An 18,895-nucleotide genomic window follows, 5' to 3' on the forward strand; every position below is an offset into this window, starting at 1 on the left:
TCAAAGTTAATCCACTATATGTCGCCGTCCGTTGATGCCGTAGCGTTTCAACGTAGATCCATGATGAAAAAGGTCGTCTGAAAACGGCGAATAGTGTTAACGAAACTCACTATGCCTGTTTTCAGACGACCTTTGATGTAACGAAACGGCTTAATGTCGATAATCCGCCGAATCTTTACGGATTTGCCGCAGGAATTTCTGCGTCCGTTCGTGTTTGGGGTACTCGAACAATTCTTTCGGACTGCCCTGCTCTACAATGACGCCGCCGTCCATGACGACGACGGTAGTCGCCACTTCAAGTGCGAACTTGATTTCGTGGGTCACGACGACCATCGTCCAACCTTCTTGCGCCAATTCTTTCATGGCGTTCAATACGTCTTGTACCAATTCGGGATCCAGCGCGGAAGTGGGTTCGTCAAACAACATCAGCTCGGGCTGAATCGCCAATGCGCGGGCGATGCCGACGCGCTGTTGCTGACCGCCGGAAAGCTGGTAGGGATAAAGGTCAACCTTGTCGCCCAAGCCGACTTTTTCCAGCAATTTCAGCGCTTCTTCGCGCGCTTGGGCGGCAGGTTTGCCCCGTACGGCAACCGGGCCCTCCATCACGTTTTCCAACGCGGTTTTATGCGGAAAAAGGTTGTATTGCTGAAACACCATGCCGGATTTGCGGCGCAGAGCCAAGATGTCGTGCTTTGTCGTTTTTTTAGAAAAATCGATTTTCAACGGTCGCTCATTGTCGAACTCGATTTGCCCGTCTTCGGGCATTTCCAGCGCGTTTAAACAGCGTAAAAACGTCGTTTTTCCCGAGCCGGAAGGTCCGAGGATGACGACCACCTGCCCTTTGCCGACATCCAAATCGATGCCGCGCAAAATGGTAGTTTCGCCGAAGGTTTTGCGGATATTGCGAATTTTAATCATGGCTTTCCCTTATTTGGCGACATAGCGGTCGAAGCGTTTTTCCAAGCGCGCCTGAATCAGGAACAGCACTTTGCAGAAACACCAGTAAACCAAAGCGGCTTCGATATACACCGGTAGATAGTCATAGGAGCGATTCGCAATCTGTTGGGTAACTTGGAATAATTCAGTTACCGTTACAACTGCTGCAAGCGAGGTATTTTTGAACAAACCGATAAATTCATTGCTCAAAGGCGGCACGGCGACGCGGAATGCCTGCGGAGCGACAATGCGGCGGAACGTCTGCATATAAGTCATACCGATAGAGAAACCGGCTTCCCATTGACCTTTAGGTACGGACAAAATTGCTGCGCGTATGGTTTCAGAAGCGTATGCACCGACATTGAGCGAAAAGCCGATGATGGCGGCGGGAATCGGGTCGATATAAATACCAACAGATGGCAGACCATAGAAGACCACTGACAGTTGTATTAAAAGCGGTGTTCCACGAATGACCGAAATATAGAATTCAACTACTTTAAGTAGAATTTTTTGAAGAATTCCACCTGGTGGCATGATTCTTACCAAAGCAACGGCTACAGCAATAATCATACCGATAACGAAAGAAGCAATCGCCAGAGGAAGAGATACTATAAAACCGGCTTTGACCATAGGCCAAAACGCGCTGATGAGCATATCAGCGCGTGTTTCAGTCATAAACGGCAGAGAGGCAAGGAAATTATTTAACACTGATGTCTTTTCCGAAGAATTGTTCGCCCAGTTTTTTCAGCGTGCCGTCGGCTTTCAGCTCAGTCATGGCTGTGCTGAATTTGGCCAATGCCTCATCATTGCCTTTATTGACAATCAAGCCGGAGCCAACTTTTTCGTCAGCCGGGGCAGACCAAACGATTTTTACACCAGCATCAGGTTTATTTTTCAGGTAGTCCAATACTGCCAATTCGTCGTTCAGGGTTGCGTCGGCACGTTTTTGTTCAATCAGGGTCAGAGATTGTGCCAAACCATCTACCGGTACGAGTTCTGCACCTGCAGCTTTGGCTTTTTCGCCATAGTTGCTGGTCAGGGATTGTGCGGTTTTCACGCCTTTGATGTCATTGATGGATTTGATGTTGCTGTCTTTGCGTACAACCAATACGGCACCACTCCAGCTGTAAGGCTCGGATTTGTCAAAAGTCGCTTGACGTTCAGGGCTGGTCAGACCGACTTGGTTTGCTACCACGTCGAAACGGCCGGCTTTCAAACCTGCCATCATGGAATCCCAACGTGTTTCTTTAAATTCAACTTTGATGCCCAGTTTGTCGGCAACGGCACGGGTAACTTCCACATCGTAGCCGGTCAGCTTGCCGTCTTTGTCGTGGTAGGTAAACGGCGCGTAAGTGCCTTCGGTACCGACGGTAATCGTACCTTTATTGTTGATGCGCTCGATTAAAGAACCGGAAGCGCCGGCAGATTGGGCGGGAGCAGAAGAAGACGCGCTGCCGCCCTCTCCGCCGCAGGCCGCCAAAAGCAATGCGGTCATGCCGCCGAGTACGAATTTTTTCAACATAATCTTCTCCTGAAGAAAAAGTGTGCAAGGGCAGCATTCTAAGTGAAATTACGGCAAACACAAAGAATACTTTCTTATAACGCTTATTCCGAAACGGATGGATAAAACAGAAAATCTCCGTTTTTCAAACAAAGGTCGTCTGAAAAAGGAGGCAGCTCCTCTTTTTTGCTTTCATATGATCCCCCTTTATCGTCCGCATCATGATTCGGCTTGATATTTAGTACCACACGCAGATTCAAAGGGAACTGCGTTCTGTTTTGCCTGCGGTTTGGAGCCTTAAATGAAAGCGCAGAGATAACCCGAACATAACAAAAGGTCGTCTGAAAATTTTCAGACGACCTTTTTCGATTAATCCGCCATTTGTATCAAGCTGTCGGCGAGGCGGTCGGCGGCTTGGCGGTAGCCTTTGCCTGAGAAGTGGACGCCGTCTTTGGCGGCAAGGCCTTGGTTCATCCAGCTTTTCATGCTGCATTCTCCGCCCATCGCGTTCTGCCACGACCAATACATGATTTTTTCATCGCGGGCGACGCGCTGCTGCATTTGTTGAATGCTGCTTAAAGTGGCTGGGCGTGTGCCGCAGCTTCCTGAAGTGCTTTTAAGGGATTCGGGTGCGCCGAGAATCAGGATGCCTGCGTCGGGCAGGCTTTGTTTGATTTGGCGGATGTAGCTGCCCCAGCTTTGTTCGGTGGCTGTGATGTCCAAATCGCGGGCGAAGGCTTCGTTGGTGCCGTAGGCGATGATAACGAGATCGGCGCGGGTTTGGGCAAGGTCATCCTGCCAAGAGGGACGCCATTTGGACCAGTGGGTCAGTTGCGCGCCGTTGATGCCGAGTGCGGAAACGGTTATGCCGCGTCCGGGATTTTCGATATTGATGTAGCCGATGTCCCAAGGCATGGAGCTGCTGAGGGTCAAGGGCAGGCGGCTGTTGCTGCGGATGATTTGCCAGCCGCTGCTTCCGGCGGGAACTTCACGTCCGTTGAATGAAAGGGTTTGTTCGGGCAGAACGGGTTTGGCGAAAACGGAAATCTGCTTCTCGCCGCTGCTGCCGTCTTTGGCGCTGATGGTAACGCTGCTGCCGTTGGATTTGGCGATGATGCCGCCTAAGGGGAAGTCGTCTGAAACGCTGCGGCTGCTGACGGTTTGCCATGAGCCGTCATAGCGGACGGCTGCGCTGCGCTGACCTTTGACGCTAGAAGGATAAACCCAGCCTATGCCGCCGTCGCCCCATTTTTGTTGGAGGCGCAGGCGCAGTTGTTCGGTGAAAAGGTCGCCGGCGGTGTGTGAATCGCCGATTTGGAGGACGCGGAATTTGCTGTCCGAGCTGCGGTCGAGTTTTTTGAGTTTGGAGAGCCATGTGGGACGGCTGCTGCCGTAGTTTTCCAGCAGCATATCGGCGGCGGGGGCGGCGGCAGACAGGCACAATGCGGTAAGGGATACGGACAGGGTTTTGATGTTCATGAGTTTCCTGTGTGTGGTTTCAGACGACGTCTTTTAACGCGGCGGACGGCTATTGTAACGAAAAAGACGGCATTGGATAAACAAAACGCCGTCCTTTTACTGCCGATACGGGCTTAACGTGCGGATAATTGTTCCGTGCGTTCTTCGCCGTTCACTTCAGGGGTCGTCTGAAAAACGATTTTTTCCATGATTTTATCCGCGAGCAGTTTTTGTCCTTCAGCTGAGAAGTGGATGCCGTCTTTGCTGCGGTAGCGGATGATTTTTCCATTGATGTTGACGGAGTCGGCGTAGGTGTCTGAGCCGTTGCTGAGGAGCTTGTCGGTCGGTATCCACAAGGCTTTTGGACTGATCTCGTCTGCTAAAAGTTTGTCGAGATATCGCATTTGCTTGTTAAGTTTTGCCTGTTTCATATAAGGAATGCCCATCCAAATGACTTGGACGTGGTGTTGCTCGGCGGCGGTCAGGATGCGGTTGACGCGGCTGAGGTATTCTTCCGACCATTCGGGTGAGGCGAATTTCAGGTATTTTTTGCCTTTCGGGAAGTCCCACGGGTCGTTAGGGCCGAGGAAGACGACCAAAAGGCGGATATCGGTTTGTTGTTTGAGTGTCTGCTCGATGGTGTTCGGCCAGTCGAAAAACTTGGGATAAGATAATCCGGTACTTTGTTTGCTTAGGTTCACCGACTGGATACCGTATTGTTTTTTAAGGCTTCTTTCGACAAAAGGCGCAACGCCCTGCATCATTGAATCGCCCGCAAAAAAGACCTTGTCGCCTTGTCCGAGAACGATATTGGCGGGCGGGGCGATAGGGAGACGGTGCGTGTCAGGCTGTCCGCCGTTTTGTGCCGTTTGGGGGTGGCGTCCGTCGGCGGGACGGTTTTTTTCGTGCGGTTCGGACGCATTGAGTACATTTTGTTCAGACGACCCGTCGCCTTGAGCGATTTGAGGCTCCGGTTCGGCAAGCATAGGCTGTCCTGCCAAACGCGCTTTGAGGTCGTCTGAAAAGGCGTATGCGTCTTGTTGCAACTGTGCGCCGGTGCGCCACCATTCATATTCGGACAGCGGTTCCAGCGGAGATGCCTGATGATAGGTTTGCTGCCAATAGGCATTGATGGAGTCTTGACTGAACCACGCCGCGCCGAAAGTGCAAACCAAAAGGGAAGCAAACAGGGAAATAAAGCGTTTCATATTCTGATTGTCCTTTTAAAAGTCGGCGTAAATAAAGCCTGGAATGCCCGACGGCGCCAATACGATAATCAGCACCAACGCCAGCGTCAGCGGTATAAACCACAGCCACATCGGCATTTTTTCCAACGCCGCCACCGCGCCGTCAAACAGGCGAAGCAAATACGGGTAGAGCAAAATCATCAGACCAAACGCGGCAAGCAGCAAGATATCCGCCTGCTTTGGAGCCGCCCAACCTGTTTCGTTGGCAAATAAGGCATCAAACACCATCTGCGTATCGGCGAGGCTGCTGGTGTTGAATACGACGAAAGTGAAGCAGACAAAATGAAAAGTGACGAACCAGGCGAGCGGACGCAAGATTTTCAGACGACGTGAACCGTCCCGACCAAAGATTTTGTCGCCGCAGTTGAGCAAAATTAATGCCACACCGTGCAGCGCGCCCCACAGCAGGAAATTCCAGCCGTAGCCGTGCCAAACGCCCGACAATACCATTGCCAACAGCAAGTTGAACTGCGTCAGGACGAAGCCGTGTTTGTTGCCGCCCAAAGGAATATAAATATAGTCGCGTATCCAAGTGGAAAGGCTGATGTGCCAACGGTTCCAGAAGTCGCGGATATTGAACGCGCGCAGCGGTGCGGCAAAGTTTTTCGGCAGGCGGAAACCGAGCAGCATCGCCATCCCGATAACCAAATCCGAATAGCCTGAAAAATCAAAGAAAAGTTGGAAAGTATAGCCGTACACACCCGACAACACGCCCCAGCCGTCAAATTGGGCGGGATTCTCGAAAACAGGCGATACCCAGCCTTCTCCCAGCGCGCCCGCCAGCCACCACTTTTTAGCAATACCGAGCAAAATCAAGCACACCGCCAGCGCGGGACGCACCAATGCGCGCGTTTCGGCAGTCCGAATCTGCGCCAAAGCACCCACCTGTTCGCCGTCTATGCTTTTAAACGCCGCGGCACGGATAATCGGTCCGGAAGTAATCGTTGGGAAAAAGCTCAAATGCAGCAGCAACTCATGCCACGCAAAGCGGTCGCCCATCGGATGGCGGCAGCAGTACACCAAATAAGCCAAAGATTGAAACGTGTAATAAGACAGCCCCAAAGGCATCAAGATATCGACAATCTCGCTCTGTCCTGTGTATTGGCGGATAAACGGACGGAAAAAATCGAAATATTTGAAGAAACACAATACCGCCAAAGCCGACGCTACGCCGAAGCCCAGCCAGAATTTCCGCACGTTTTCCTTTTCAGACGACATCAAAAGACCGAGCAGATGCACACAGGACGAATAGCAGGCAATCATGGCGGCAAAGATGGGATTCAAGTGATACAGCCAACCCATACCCGCCAGCAGAAGTAAAACATTCTGCACCGACGGCATACGGAAAAATGCCCAATAAAGAGGCAGAAAAGCAATAAAAAATACTGCGAATTCAATCGACAGCAACGGCATAAATGTTCCTTGAAATTTTTATTGTTCGGATAATTCGAAATAATAGGTTTAGCAGTTTAAACTAAAACTGCATATTGTAAATAAGTATTTGAATTTATGAAACTAACGTTAATCCCAAAAAATGGCCGTTCGTCAAAAGAGTGGGCGAATCAAGGCTTTTTGGACAGCACATCAATTTATTTATAATTATTTTATATATAAATACCTATCCTCTTTGGAAAGAACGATATAGCGGATTAAATATTAAACCAGTACGGCGTTGCCTCGCCTTGCCATAATATTTGTACTGTCTGCGGCCTCGTCGCTTTGTCCTGATTTAAATTTAATCCACTATATTATGAGCCTCTCTTAAAATATTACACAATAAAAAACAGCCGATACCTTCCCGTATCGGCTGTTCCGTTTACTGCTTCATTCATATCAGCCTTATTGGTGCTTAGGCAGCTCTTTCAAAGTCAGCGGCTTGATGTACCAAATATCGCGGCAGTAGTCGGCGATGGAACGGTCTGACGAGAAGAAGCCCATATTGGCGATGTTAATCAACGCGGATTTACGCCATGCGGCAACATCGCGGTAGTGTTCGTCCGCTTTGTATTGCGTGTCGATGTAGCTGCGGAAATCCGCCATCAGTTGATAGAAATCGCCGTAAGGTTGCAGGACGTCGTTATAGCGGTTCGGCTCTTCGGGGGAGAACGTGCCGCTGCTGATTTGGTTGACGACGCGGCGCAGGTCGTGATCGCGTTCGATGTAGCCCAGCGGGTCGTAGCCGTTGCGGCGAAGTTCTTCCACTTGTTCAACGGTGTTGCCGAAGATAAAGCAGTTGTCCGCGCCGACTTTTTCCAGAATTTCAACGTTCGCGCCGTCCAGCGTACCCATACAGAGCGCACCATTGAGGGCGAACTTCATGTTGCTGGTGCCGGATGCCTCTGTGCCTGCCAATGAGATTTGTTCGTGCAAATCGGCGGCGGGGATGATGATTTGGGCGAGGCTGACGCTGTAATTCGGGATATAGACGACTTTAATCAGGTCGCGGATGCGTTCGTCGTTGTTGATGGTTTTCGCTACGTCGTTAATCAGGCGGATGATTTTTTTCGCCATGTAGTAGGCGGATGCGGCTTTACCGGCAAAGATGAAGACTCGTGGCTGCCAGTCGAAATCCGGGTTTTCCAAGATTTTGTTGTAGCGGTCGACGATGTGCATCACATTCAACGCCTGGCGTTTGTATTCGTGGATGCGTTTGATTTGAATGTCAAACAACGCATCCGTGTTAACCTTGATGCCCAATTCGGTTTCGATGTATTTGGCGAGGCGTTCTTTGGCGGCTTTTTTCACTGCGCCGAATTCTGCCTGCACGCTTGCATCGTCAACTTTTTCGTTGAGCTTGGTCAGATTGTCCAAATGCAGGCGCCAGTCTTGTTCGCCCAAGTGTTTATCGAGGAAGCGGGTCAACTCGGGGTTGGCGATGTTGATCCAGCGGCGCGGGGTTACGCCGTTGGTCACGTTGGTGAAGCGTTCGGGGAACACTTTGGCAAAGTCGGCGAAGATGGAAGTGGTCATCAGGTCGGAGTGGATTTTCGCCACGCCGTTGACTTTGTGCGAACCGATGACTGCCAGCCATGCCATGCGGACACGGCGGCCGTTGTTCTCATCGATGATGGACACGCGGCGGACGAAGTCGTCGTCGAAGTTGCCGATGGCGCGCAGGGCGTTCAAGAAGTAGGCGTTGATTTCAAAGATGATGTCCAAATGGCGCGGCAGCAGGCGACCCATCAAATCGACCGGCCAGGTTTCCAAGGCTTCGCTCATCAGGGTGTGGTTGGTGTAAGAGAAAATCTTGCAGCACATATTCCATGCTTCAGTCCACGCAATGCCTTCTTCGTCAATCAGAATGCGCATCAGCTCGGGAATCGCCAGTACGGGGTGGGTGTCGTTCAAGTGGATGGCGACTTTGTCGGCAAGGTTTTTGATGCTGGGGAAACGGCATTTATGGCGTGCCACGATGTCTTGTACGGATGCGGAAACAAGGAAATATTCCTGTTTCAAGCGCAGTTCGCGACCGCTGTCGGTGGAGTCGTTCGGATAGAGGACGCGCGAGATGTTTTCATCGCTGTTTTGCGCACGGACGGCGGAAGCGTAATCGCCGCGGTTGAAGTCCGCCAAGTCGAAGCGGTTGCCGGCGTGTGCCGTCCACAGGCGCAACGGGTTGGCGATGTCGCCGCCGTAGCCGGGGATGATTTCATCGTACGCCATCGCGGAAATTTCTTCGCTCGGATGCCATTCTTTTTTATCACCCATATTGATGACCTGTCCGCCGAAGCTGACGGCGTATTGTTTGTTCGGACGACCGATTTGCCATGCCAAATCCTGGTCGAGCCACAAATCGGGTTTTTCGACTTGCTGCCCGTCCACGATTTCTTGTTTGAACATGCCGTATTGATAGCGGATGCCGTAGCCCATGGCAGGAATGCGCAAAGTGGCGAGCGAGTCGAGGAAGCAGGCGGCAAGGCGACCCAAACCGCCATTGCCCAAGCCGGGGTCTTGTTCTTGTTCGCAGACATCGGCGAACTCTTTACCCAATTGTTTGAACGCTTCTTCAAATTCGGCATAAACGCCTTCGTTAATCAAAGCGTTGACGAAGGCGCGTCCCAACAGGAATTCCATGGAAAGGTAGTAAACCATGCGTTTGCCGTTGTCGATGTGGGCGCGGCGGGTTTGCAGGAAGTCTTCGGCAATCAGGTCGCGCGCGGCGAGCATGGCGGCGTTGAGCCATTGGTGTTCGGTCGCCTCTTTCGGATCGACGCCCAAAATGAAAATCAATTTATAGACGATGGACTTGCGGATGGTTTCGGCATCCGGTTTCGGCATGACGTAATCAAAACCTGAAATGGGTTGTTTTTTCTTAGCCATGATAGCCTTTCTCTGTTGAGGATGGGGTGATGAAGCGGGGAATTTATCGGTTTGTATAGTGGATTAACTTTAAACCAGGACGGCGTTACCTCGCCTTGCCGTACTATCTGTACTGTCTGCGGCTTCGTCGCCTTGTCCTGATTTAAATTTAATCCACTATATCTTCTGACGGTCTGAGGTCGTCTGAAAAACAAAATGCCTTTATTTTCCGTCAAGCAAAGTCAATCAAGTAAATTTATTACTAATCTTCAGCATTATAACTGAGACAGCATGAATAACAGGGTTTTCATTTAAAAACATATCACTAACTAAAAAATATTACTTATCCGGCGATGCGTTTGTACGATGCAAAACCCAAATACCCATATGTTCGACTGTCAGTTTGCCGTCTTGATTATAATTAAACTTCTCAGATGGTACGCAAGAAAGCTGCCAACTTCCTTGAGGCAGGTTAAATAACTGTCGGCTACGTTTGGCGTTGACCAACAGTAGCCACTCATCGTCCAGCATAATTTGCATGGCTTTTGCGCCGCGATTGTGCCAACAAATCTCGCTCATCGGTTCGCCTTCTGCATTGAGCCAGCCGACACGCTCTTTTTCCCACCAGACGTCATCACCCAGTAATTTAATTTCTTGACGCAGGCGGATTAAATCGCGCGTATAGTTTTGCAACGCTTCATCTGCCTGATGCCAATCCAGCCAAGTAATCGGATTGTCCTGACAATAGCTGTTGTTGTTGCCCTGTTGGCTGTTGCCGAACTCATCGCCCGCCAGCAGCATAGGCGTACCGTTGGCAAGGAACAGCGAGGCAAGCAAGGCTTTGGCGGTGTAGGAGCGGTCTTCTAAAACCGCCGCATCTTCGGTTTCGCCCTCGATGCCGTGGTTGTAACTGATGTTTTCGTTATGCCCGTCGCGGTTGTCTTCGCCGTTGGCGTGGTTGTGTTTTTCGTTGTAGCTGACCAAATCGCGCAGCGTAAAACCGTCGTGTGCGGTGATGAAATTGATACTGGCGGAAGGATGGCGGCCGCTGTGGTTGAAAATATCAGACGACCCCGCCAGACGTTCGGCAAACGCGCCCAAATTGCCGCTTTCCCACACCCAAAACGCGCGCATATCGTCGCGGAAACGTCCGTTCCACTCGGCAAAAGGCTGCGGGAAATTGCCCAAGTGATAGCCGCCTTCGCCGATGTCCCACGCCTCGACAATCAGTTTGCAGCGTGCCAACACGGGGTCTTGGTACACCACCTGAAAAAAGCGTCCGTAAGCCTGAAAATCGGGTTCCCGCCCCAATACCGTTCCCAAGTCGAAGCGGAAACCGTCCACATGAAACGTTTCCGCCCAATAGCGCAGGCTGTCCGCCGCCCAACGGGTTACGTCGCGGCGGACGATGTTCAACGTATTGCCGCAACCCGACCAGTTTTCATAGCTGCCGTCGGGCTTCAGCCAATACCACAAAGCATTGTCTATGCCGCGCTGGCAAAGCATCGGGCCTTTTTCGTCCTGCTCGGCGGTATGGTTGTACACAACATCCAAAATCACTTCCAAACCTGCTTGATGCAAGGCTTTGACCGCCTGCTTCAACTCTTCCGCTGCGCATTCGGCATCGGCGGCATAAGACGGCTCGACGGCAAAATGGGAATAAGTGTTGTAGCCCCAATAATTGCTCAAGCCCATTTTTTGCAGGTGGTATTCGTCCAAATGCTGGTGTACCGGCAGCAGCTCGACGGCGGTAACGCCCAAAGTTTTCAAATAATCAATCACGCGCGGATCGGTCAGCGCTTGATACGTTCCCGCGTGTTCCAAATCGGGGAATTGCTTGGTAAAGCCTTTCACATGGGCTTCGTACACTATCGTCCTGCCCCACGGATGGTTCGGGCGGCGGTCGTCGCCCCAATCGAAATCATCGTCGCCCACCACCACGCTTTTGGGTGCCACCGCCGCATTGTCCCGCCCGTCTTCCGGACGAAACCATGCCATTTCCTCATCATCCCGATAACTCGGTTTGCCGTCGATTTTTTTGGAATACGGGTCAATCAACAATTTATTCGGATTGAAACACGAGCCGCCCGGCGCATCAGCGCGTCCGTAAACACGAAAACCATACCGCTGCCCTGCCCCGACCTCCGGCACAAAGCCGTAAAACACCGACCCGCGCCGCGAAGGCATTTCCAAACGGGTTTCCCCTCCCTTGTCAAAGAGGCACAGCTCAACTTTTTCGGCATGGATGGAAAACAGCGCAAAATTCGCCCCTTCCTCAGTCAGCGACACGCCCATCGGATAAGGCGCACCTTCTTCAATGCGCCATGGTTTGGTTTTCATTTTGTTTGTCCTGATTTGATGGAAACGCGTTTGGCGGCGTTTCCGGATATGCGTTCTTTTTATAGTGGTGATACTCAAGTTGAAAGAGGTCGTCTGAAAAACGAAATCCCGTTTTCAGACGACCTCTTTTAGCCATAAACCTTTGTTTTCATATCAAGGCCGTCCGAATCCGTCAGATGCTAATTCGGCAACCTCACCGCCAGCTCGGCGGGCCATGCCCCTTTGTCGTCGGTTTTCACAAAACCGTTGCCCGTCAACCCGCCTTTCAGCAGACGGTTGTATTTCACCGCCGTCTCGCGCGGCACTTGCAATTTCACTTTAAACATCAGCTTCGCGCGTTCATCGACCGTTTCCACCGACTTAGGCGTAAATTGCGCGTCCGTCGCGATAAATTTGATTTTGGCGGGGAACACCGCATCAATGCCGTCCAAACGGATACGCGCCTCATCATTGACTTTCAGACGACTTATGCTGTCGGTCGGCAGAAAAATATTCATCGAAACATCGGCAGGATCAAGCAGGCTGACCACTTTCGAACCCGCCGCGACCACGTTGCCCGCTTCCGCAATGGTGTATTCCACCCTGCCGGCTATCGGCGCGCGGATATTCATATCATCGTTGGCGGATGTGGCCGATTTGACTGCCGCCCTCGCCTGTTCCACACCGGCGCGCGCTTCCGCTTGCGCGGCGGCACTTTGCGCTACCGTCGCCCGCGCTTCGTCCCGCGCCGCTTCGGCTGCTTTGACCGCCGCAACAGCACGCTCATAATCCGCCTGACGCTTGGTGACTTCCGATTGCGACACCAGCTGGTCGGCAAGCAATTTGCGCGCATTGTCCAGCTCCATTTTCGCCACGCGCAGCTGCTGCCTGTTCGCGTCCACATTTGCCTGCGCGCGCGCAACCGTCTGTTTCATCTGCGCTTCGGCAGCTTTGGCGCGACCGACCGCCTCTTCTTGCCGCAATTCCGCCGCCCGCGCTTCTTCCAAACGGCTGTTGCTGGTTTCAGACGACAGTTCCGCCAGAATATCGCCCTCTTTCACAACTCCGCCCTCTTCCACCAATACCGCCTTCACCCGCCCCGGATACAGGCTGGCGACATCGATGCGGTTCAATTCCAGCCGCCCGTTGGATTGTGCGATCCATGCAGGCAAGGTTTCTTTTTGGTTTTGAAGGACATACCACACACCGCCCGCAACCAGCGCGACGGCAAGAGAAGCAATAACAGCTTTTTTCATGTTGCGTTACACCTTAATCGTCAAAACGGGCGCGCCTTAGAGCGGTATTGCGGAAACAGCGCGGCAAACGCCCAATCTATCCTTTGGTGGATGGACGAATCGGTCAGCAAATCCTCATGCCGCCCGTTCATCTCATCGGTCAGTATCCCCAGCATCCGATAACGCGTGTTCATAATCATCGGCGAGATAACCGCACCGTTGAGAAACTCAAACTGGTTCAACAATTCCAATTGCGACACATCTTCCCTGCCGTTGCACGCTTTAATATGCCGAATCATCCCATAGGCAAGCATCTTATGCTGCTTTTTCAACGCCTTGGTAATCAAATCCACGCCCTCTTCGCTGTCCAGCAGCATCCTGTGTATCCACGCCAAATGCTCGCGTATCGTTACCGCCAGCCGCCAGACAATCTGATACAGCCGCTCCGTATCTTCGATATTTTGGGCAAAATCGAACGACACCCGCCCCAAAGCCCGATTGCTGTACTCGATCAACATTGCCTTCACAAATTCGTCTTTATCAGCAAACATCCTGTTGAACGTTTCCAAATTCGAATTTAAATGCTCCGCAATCGCCTGCTCCGACAGCCGCTTGTAGCCGCATCGGGGATAAAAATGAATGCCTGCGGAAATAAATTGCGCACTGGTCACACCGTCCATTATCTTCACCTCATCTGCCTGTATTGTTGTCATAGGACAAATATCCAAGACTCAAATGAAACAAAAATCTTCTGAAATATCAAGCTGTCTGCGGACGCTGCCGTCAACCGTCAACGCATCATCCGAACCCTGCCCGATATAAATGCCAACCTACTCTTATTTTATAAAGCACGCAAAACGCCCCGACTCAATCATCCTGTCTGTTTTTTTATTTCACTATATAACAAACTGCCCCCGCCTTCAATGCAGCCAACCTCTCAATCATCATTAAAATCCGATAGTTAAATCTGATTTAAGAGGATATGGCTCGTCTGAAAAAACGGTTTCAAGCGATTTAAAGGCAAGCACCAAAATAAATAAACGCCTTATCAATATCTGAATGTTTGGAAGTAGCTATAAAAAATCGTCTGAAAACTGACTTCCCGTTTTCAGACGACCTTTGCTTACTCTTTGGCAAATTGCTGCGTAAAGCGGATAAATTCTTCTTTTTTCGCTTTTGCCTTACCCGAATCGATGGCTGCTTCGGCGGCTTTGACACCGTCCGCCAACGAAGGTACGACATTGCCGGCATAAAGCGCGGCGGCGGTGTTGAGCAGGACGATGTCGCGTGCCGCGCCATGTTTGCCGCTCAACACTTCATCCATTTTCTCCAACGATTCTTGCGCGTTGGCGACTTTGATTTCGTCCAAATCGCGGCGAATTTCAATGCCGAAATCGGCGGGGCTGATGTCGTATTCGCGGATTTCTCCGTCTTTCAGCTCGGCAACGCGGGTTTTGCCGGTCAGCGTGATTTCGTCCAAACCTCCTTCACCGCACACGACCAAAACATGCTTGGAGCCAAGCTGTTTCAATACGCGCGACAGGATGCCGCACAAGTCGATGTGGAACACGCCCAAGAGCTGGTTCGGCGCACCGGCAGGGTTGGTCAGCGGGCCCAAGATATTGAAAATACTTCTAAACCCGAGCGAACGGCGCACGGGCGCGACGTGGCGCATCGCGCTATGGTGGTTTTGGGCAAACATAAAGCCCAAACCTGTTTGACGGATGCTTTCGGCAACTTGCTCGGGCGTAATGTTCAACACCGCGCCCATCTGCTCCATCACGTCCGCCGCGCCACTGGACGAAGAAACGGAACGCCCGCCGTGTTTGGCGACTTTCGCACCTGCCGCCGCCGCGACAAACATGGAAGTCGTGGAAATATTGAAGGTTTTTGCGCCGTCTCCGCCCGTACCGACAATATCGACGAGGTCGTCTGAATTTTCCAGCGGCACTTTGACGGCAAATTCGCGCATGACAGCGGCTGCGGCGGTGATTTCCGATACGGTTTCAACTTTAATCCGCAGGCCGGTCAGAATGGCGGCGATTTGTTCGGGCGGCACCTGCCCGCTCATAATCTGGCGCATCAGGTCGGTCATTTCATCGTAAAACAATTCATTGTTGCTGATTAATCGTTCAATGGCTTGTTGCGGTGTAATCATGGTTCAATCCTTTTTACGGGTATTTTTACGTCAAACGTCGTCTGAAAATTTTCAGACGACGTTTGGTTTAAGCGGCGGACGCTTGGAAGTCTTTAAATTCTTCCAAAAAGTTTTTCAACATATCGTGTCCGTGTTCGGTCAAAAGGGCTTCGGGGTGGAACTGCACGCCTTCGATGGCGTATTCCTTATGCCGCACGCCCATGATTTCCTGATCTTCCGTCCATGCGGTGACTTCCAGACAATCGGGCAGCGTATCGCGGGCGATGACAAGGCTGTGATAACGCGTGCAGGTAACGGGATCGGGCAAATCTTTGAACATGCCTTTGTTCAAATGGAACACAGGCGAAACTTTGCCGTGCATCATCGTTTTTGCCCGCACCACATCGCCGCCGAACGCTTCGCCTATCGTCTGATGTCCGAGGCACACGCCCATAATCGGCAGCTTGCCGGCGAAATGGCGCATGGCAGCGACGGAAATGCCCGCTTCTTTCGGCGAACAAGGACCCGGCCCGATAACGAGATATTGCGGTTTCAAAGCTTCGATTTCTTCGAGCGTGATATCGTCGTTGCGGCGGACGACGACTTCCTGACCGAGTTCGGCGAAATATTGGACGATGTTGTAGGTGAAACTGTCATAATTATCAATGAACAAAAGCATGAGTATGCGGCCTTTTTAGGGTTGTTTGACGGCAGCGATGTTTTCAGGCGAATTGATAAACGCCCACATCTGCTCTTCGGTTCGGAAAACGCCGTTACGGACGATATAATGCAGCGGATGCTTAATCAGCGCATCTGCTTTGCGGACAAATACACGCATATTGCTGCTGTTTGCTGCCATTTCCAACACTTTGGCGGCAAAGGCGGGGCGGTGCAACTTGTCGTGCATCAGCGGATGACGGGCGATGTATTCGTTCAGAGGCTTGCCGCTGCTGTGGAAATCCGTGTGCAGCGGGTCGAGGAATACAATAAAAAAAGGCATCTTGCCCAAATAATCGTCTGCATCGTTCATAAGCGTTTCGGACGGAATATTTATATCGACATAATAGCACAGTTAACCGCGATACTCGGAAAGCTGCGCCTGCCCCTCCGATTGAAAGGTCGTCTGAAAATAAACGAAACGGTTTTTCAGACGACCTTTTTATTGACATCTTTTTCTCTATCAATACTCGGGCATCATCTCACCTTCACCACCCATACTGTTTGCCGCATTAACCCGTTCCTGCGCGGCTTTCACTTGATTCTCCAAACCTTTAATCCGTTCTTGATAGCGGGCGTAGTTTCGCTCGTTGCCATAACGGACCTGTTTGCCCTCTTCCAGATTTTTCTGTGCCTGAGCCAATTCGTTTTGCGCTGAAGATGAGCCGGGTATTGCGCTGGCTGGTGGAGGTGGCATTTGTTCGGATGGAGCTTTTCCTGAAGCAGCGTTTGCTGATGCCGAGTGTGCGGACGGTGCGGCGGAGGTATAAACCGAAGGTCTGCCGATATTGCCCGGTTTGCAGTTTTTGCCGCCGGTCTGCGTATAGGTTTTACGCCCTGATTTGTCGATACATTCAAATACGGGGGATGCCGTTGCTACGACGGAAAATGCGAGCAGTAATGTGCTTAAAATCAATTTATTCATTCTTATACCTTTCATCAAATCATCAAAACCATATCCACCATGCCACCAAAGCAATGATCATCACCAAATTCGCAATAATAATCGGCTTCCATTGCCGAGGTGCGTGGCGTAATTCTGCGCCCGATCGCGTGCGGCGGATATAGAAAAACGGACTGAGCAGCATGGATGCGGCGCACAACAGAATAATCACGGCGTAATAGATTTTTTCGGTTTCCATTTCCTCCGCCCCCGTTTCAGACGACCTATACAAAATATGCTACAATCGCCGGCGATTATAACACCCTGTTTATCTATATTTATAAAGGTTTTACCAATAATGATTTCTACCAACGGCATTACCATGCAGTTCGGCGCGAAGCCGCTGTTTGAAAACGTATCCGTCAAGTTCGGCGAAGGCAACCGCTACGGCTTGATCGGCGCGAACGGTTCGGGCAAATCCACCTTCATGAAAATCCTCGGCGGCGATTTGGAACAGACTGCGGGCGAAGTCGCGATTGAAAACGGCGTGCGCTTGGGTAAGCTGCGCCAAGACCAGTTTGCCTACGAAGACATGCGCGTGCTGGACGTGGTGATGATGGGGCATACCGAAATGTGGGCGGCAATGACCGAACGCGACGCGATTTACGCCAACCCCGAAGCCACCGAAGACGATTACATGAAAGCCGCCGAACTGGAAGCCAAGTTCGCCGAATACGACGGCTACACCGCCGAAGCGCGCGCCGCCGAACTGTTGAGCGGCGTGGGCATTTCTGAAGATTTGCACAATGCGACCATGGCGGAAGTCGCCCCTGGCTTCAAGCTGCGCGTATTGCTGGCGCAAGCCCTGTTCTCCAAACCTGATGTTCTCTTGCTTGACGAGCCGACCAACAACTTGGACATCAACACCATCCGCTGGTTGGAGGGCGTGTTGAACCAATACGACTCCACCATGATCATCATCTCGCACGACCGTCACTTTTTGAACGAAGTCTGCACGCACATGGCGGATTTGGACTACAACACCATCACTATCTACCCGGGCAACTACGACGACTACATGCTCGCTTCCGCCCAATCGCGCGAACGCGCCCTGAAGGACAACGCCAAAGCCAAAGAGAAACTGCAAGAGCTGCAAGAGTTCGTCGCCCGCTTCTCCGCCAACAAATCCAAAGCCCGTCAGGCAACCAGCCGTCTGAAACAGGCAGACAAAATCAAAGCCGAGATGGTCGAAGTGAAACCTTCTACCCGCCAAAACCCGTATATCCGCTTTGAAGCCGATGAAAAAGCCAAGCTGCACCGTCAGGCGGTGGAAGTCGAAAACCTGGCCAAACGCTTTGAAACCCAGTTGTTCAAAAACCTGAGCTTCATCCTCGAAGCCGGCCAGCGCCTCGCCATCATCGGCCCCAACGGCGCGGGTAAATCCACCCTGCTGAAACTCCTTGCCGGCGCGTTCAACCCCGAATATTCAGACGGCCTCACCCCCGATGCAGGCACCATCAAATGGGCGGAAAAAGCCAACGTCGGCTATTATCCGCAAGACCATGAAAACGACTTCGACGTCGATATGAACCTGAGCGAATGGATGCGCCAATGGGGCCAAGAAGGCGACGACGAACAGGTCATCCGCGGCACTTTGGGGCGTTTGCTCTTCGGCAGCAACGACGTGGTGAAAAAAGTGCAGGTTCTCTCCGGCGGTGAAAAAGGCCGTATGCTCTACGGCAAACTTCTGCTGTTGAAACCCAATGTACTGATTATGGACGAACCCACCAACCACATGGACATGGAAAGCATCGAATCGCTGAACATGGCGCTGGAGAAATACAACGGCACGCTGATTTTCGTATCGCACGACCGCCAATTCGTCTCCTCGCTCGCCACCCAGATTATCGAGCTGGACGGCAAGGGCGGCTACGAACACTATCTGGGCGATTACGAAAGCTATCTGGAGAAAAAAGGCTTGGCTTAATTACGCCGTTTTAATCAATGTCTGAAACACCAACGTCGTCTGAAAGACTGAGACCTTTGCAAAATTCCCCAAAATCCCCTAAATTCCCACCAAGACATTTAGGGGATTTCTCATGAGCACCTTCTTCCGGCAAACCGCCCAAGCCATGATTGCCAAACACATCGACCGCTTCCCAC

At 51.6% G+C, this 18,895-nt stretch carries 16 protein-coding genes; 1 reads left to right on the top strand and 15 read right to left on the bottom strand.

The window, feature by feature from the left end:
• Positions 1–150 precede the first annotated feature (150 nt).
• From DBY90_RS07665 to DBY90_RS07745, 15 genes are all read right to left on the bottom strand, one after another.
• Positions 151–918, bottom strand: coding sequence for an amino acid ABC transporter ATP-binding protein (locus DBY90_RS07665; protein ID WP_070492470.1), 768 nt, complete (start codon positions 916–918; stop codon positions 151–153).
• Between the two features lie 9 nt (positions 919–927).
• Complete coding sequence (locus tag DBY90_RS07670) at positions 928–1,644, bottom strand: amino acid ABC transporter permease (RefSeq protein ID WP_083286730.1); 717 nt, start codon at positions 1,642–1,644, stop codon at positions 928–930.
• Positions 1,634–2,458: an amino acid ABC transporter substrate-binding protein gene (locus DBY90_RS07675; protein WP_070492472.1), complete on the bottom strand. Its 825-nt coding sequence runs from the start codon at positions 2,456–2,458 to the stop codon at positions 1,634–1,636. Before DBY90_RS07675 ends, DBY90_RS07670 begins: the two co-directional genes overlap by 11 nt.
• A gap of 348 nt (positions 2,459–2,806) precedes the next feature.
• Positions 2,807–3,916, bottom strand: a complete 1,110-nt coding sequence (locus tag DBY90_RS07680; protein ID WP_070492473.1) for an SGNH/GDSL hydrolase family protein — start codon at positions 3,914–3,916, stop codon at positions 2,807–2,809.
• A 113-nt stretch (positions 3,917–4,029) separates the two neighbouring features.
• The gene (gene patB, locus DBY90_RS07685; protein WP_070492474.1) at positions 4,030–5,103 is read right to left on the bottom strand and encodes a peptidoglycan O-acetyltransferase PatB; all 1,074 of its coding nucleotides are present in this window, start codon (positions 5,101–5,103) and stop codon (positions 4,030–4,032) included.
• Between the two features lie 15 nt (positions 5,104–5,118).
• A complete protein-coding gene (locus DBY90_RS07690; protein ID WP_070492475.1) occupies positions 5,119–6,555 on the bottom strand; it encodes an MBOAT family O-acyltransferase in 1,437 nt (478 codons plus the stop codon).
• 426 nt (positions 6,556–6,981) lie between these two features.
• Entirely contained in the window at positions 6,982–9,462 is a 2,481-nt protein-coding gene (locus tag DBY90_RS07695; RefSeq protein WP_070492476.1) for a glycogen/starch/alpha-glucan phosphorylase, read from the bottom strand.
• A gap of 318 nt (positions 9,463–9,780) precedes the next feature.
• The gene (gene glgX, locus DBY90_RS07705; protein ID WP_070492380.1) at positions 9,781–11,781 is read right to left on the bottom strand and encodes a glycogen debranching protein GlgX; all 2,001 of its coding nucleotides are present in this window, start codon (positions 11,779–11,781) and stop codon (positions 9,781–9,783) included.
• 179 nt (positions 11,782–11,960) lie between these two features.
• Positions 11,961–13,016, bottom strand: a complete 1,056-nt coding sequence (locus tag DBY90_RS07710) for an HlyD family secretion protein (protein ID WP_070492381.1) — start codon at positions 13,014–13,016, stop codon at positions 11,961–11,963.
• 20 nt (positions 13,017–13,036) lie between these two features.
• Positions 13,037–13,708 (bottom strand): TetR/AcrR family transcriptional regulator, encoded by a 672-nt coding sequence (locus DBY90_RS07715; RefSeq protein WP_070492382.1) that lies wholly within the window; start codon positions 13,706–13,708, stop codon positions 13,037–13,039.
• Positions 13,709–14,118: 410 nt separating this feature from the next.
• Entirely contained in the window at positions 14,119–15,153 is a 1,035-nt protein-coding gene (gene trpD, locus DBY90_RS07725) for an anthranilate phosphoribosyltransferase (RefSeq protein ID WP_070492383.1), read from the bottom strand.
• Positions 15,154–15,220: 67 nt separating this feature from the next.
• Positions 15,221–15,811, bottom strand: a complete 591-nt coding sequence (locus tag DBY90_RS07730; RefSeq protein WP_070492384.1) for an aminodeoxychorismate/anthranilate synthase component II — start codon at positions 15,809–15,811, stop codon at positions 15,221–15,223.
• A 15-nt stretch (positions 15,812–15,826) separates the two neighbouring features.
• Positions 15,827–16,162, bottom strand: a complete 336-nt coding sequence (locus DBY90_RS07735; RefSeq protein ID WP_003767144.1) for a hypothetical protein — start codon at positions 16,160–16,162, stop codon at positions 15,827–15,829.
• A 150-nt stretch (positions 16,163–16,312) separates the two neighbouring features.
• Positions 16,313–16,774: a DUF4124 domain-containing protein gene (locus tag DBY90_RS07740; protein ID WP_049226244.1), complete on the bottom strand. Its 462-nt coding sequence runs from the start codon at positions 16,772–16,774 to the stop codon at positions 16,313–16,315.
• 22 nt (positions 16,775–16,796) lie between these two features.
• Positions 16,797–16,991 carry a hypothetical protein gene (locus DBY90_RS07745; RefSeq protein ID WP_039405018.1) on the bottom strand — a complete coding sequence of 65 codons (195 nt, stop codon included), beginning with the start codon at positions 16,989–16,991 and terminating at the stop codon, positions 16,797–16,799.
• Between the two features lie 99 nt (positions 16,992–17,090).
• Between DBY90_RS07745 and DBY90_RS07750 the strand changes: the two genes are divergently transcribed.
• Positions 17,091–18,719, top strand: a complete 1,629-nt coding sequence (locus tag DBY90_RS07750) for an ABC-F family ATPase (RefSeq protein ID WP_039405020.1) — start codon at positions 17,091–17,093, stop codon at positions 18,717–18,719.
• The last annotated feature ends 176 nt before the right edge of the window (positions 18,720–18,895 follow it).

Origin of the sequence: Neisseria mucosa, assembly GCF_003044445.1 — a bacterium.
GTDB classification, from domain to species: domain Bacteria; phylum Pseudomonadota; class Gammaproteobacteria; order Burkholderiales; family Neisseriaceae; genus Neisseria; species Neisseria mucosa_A.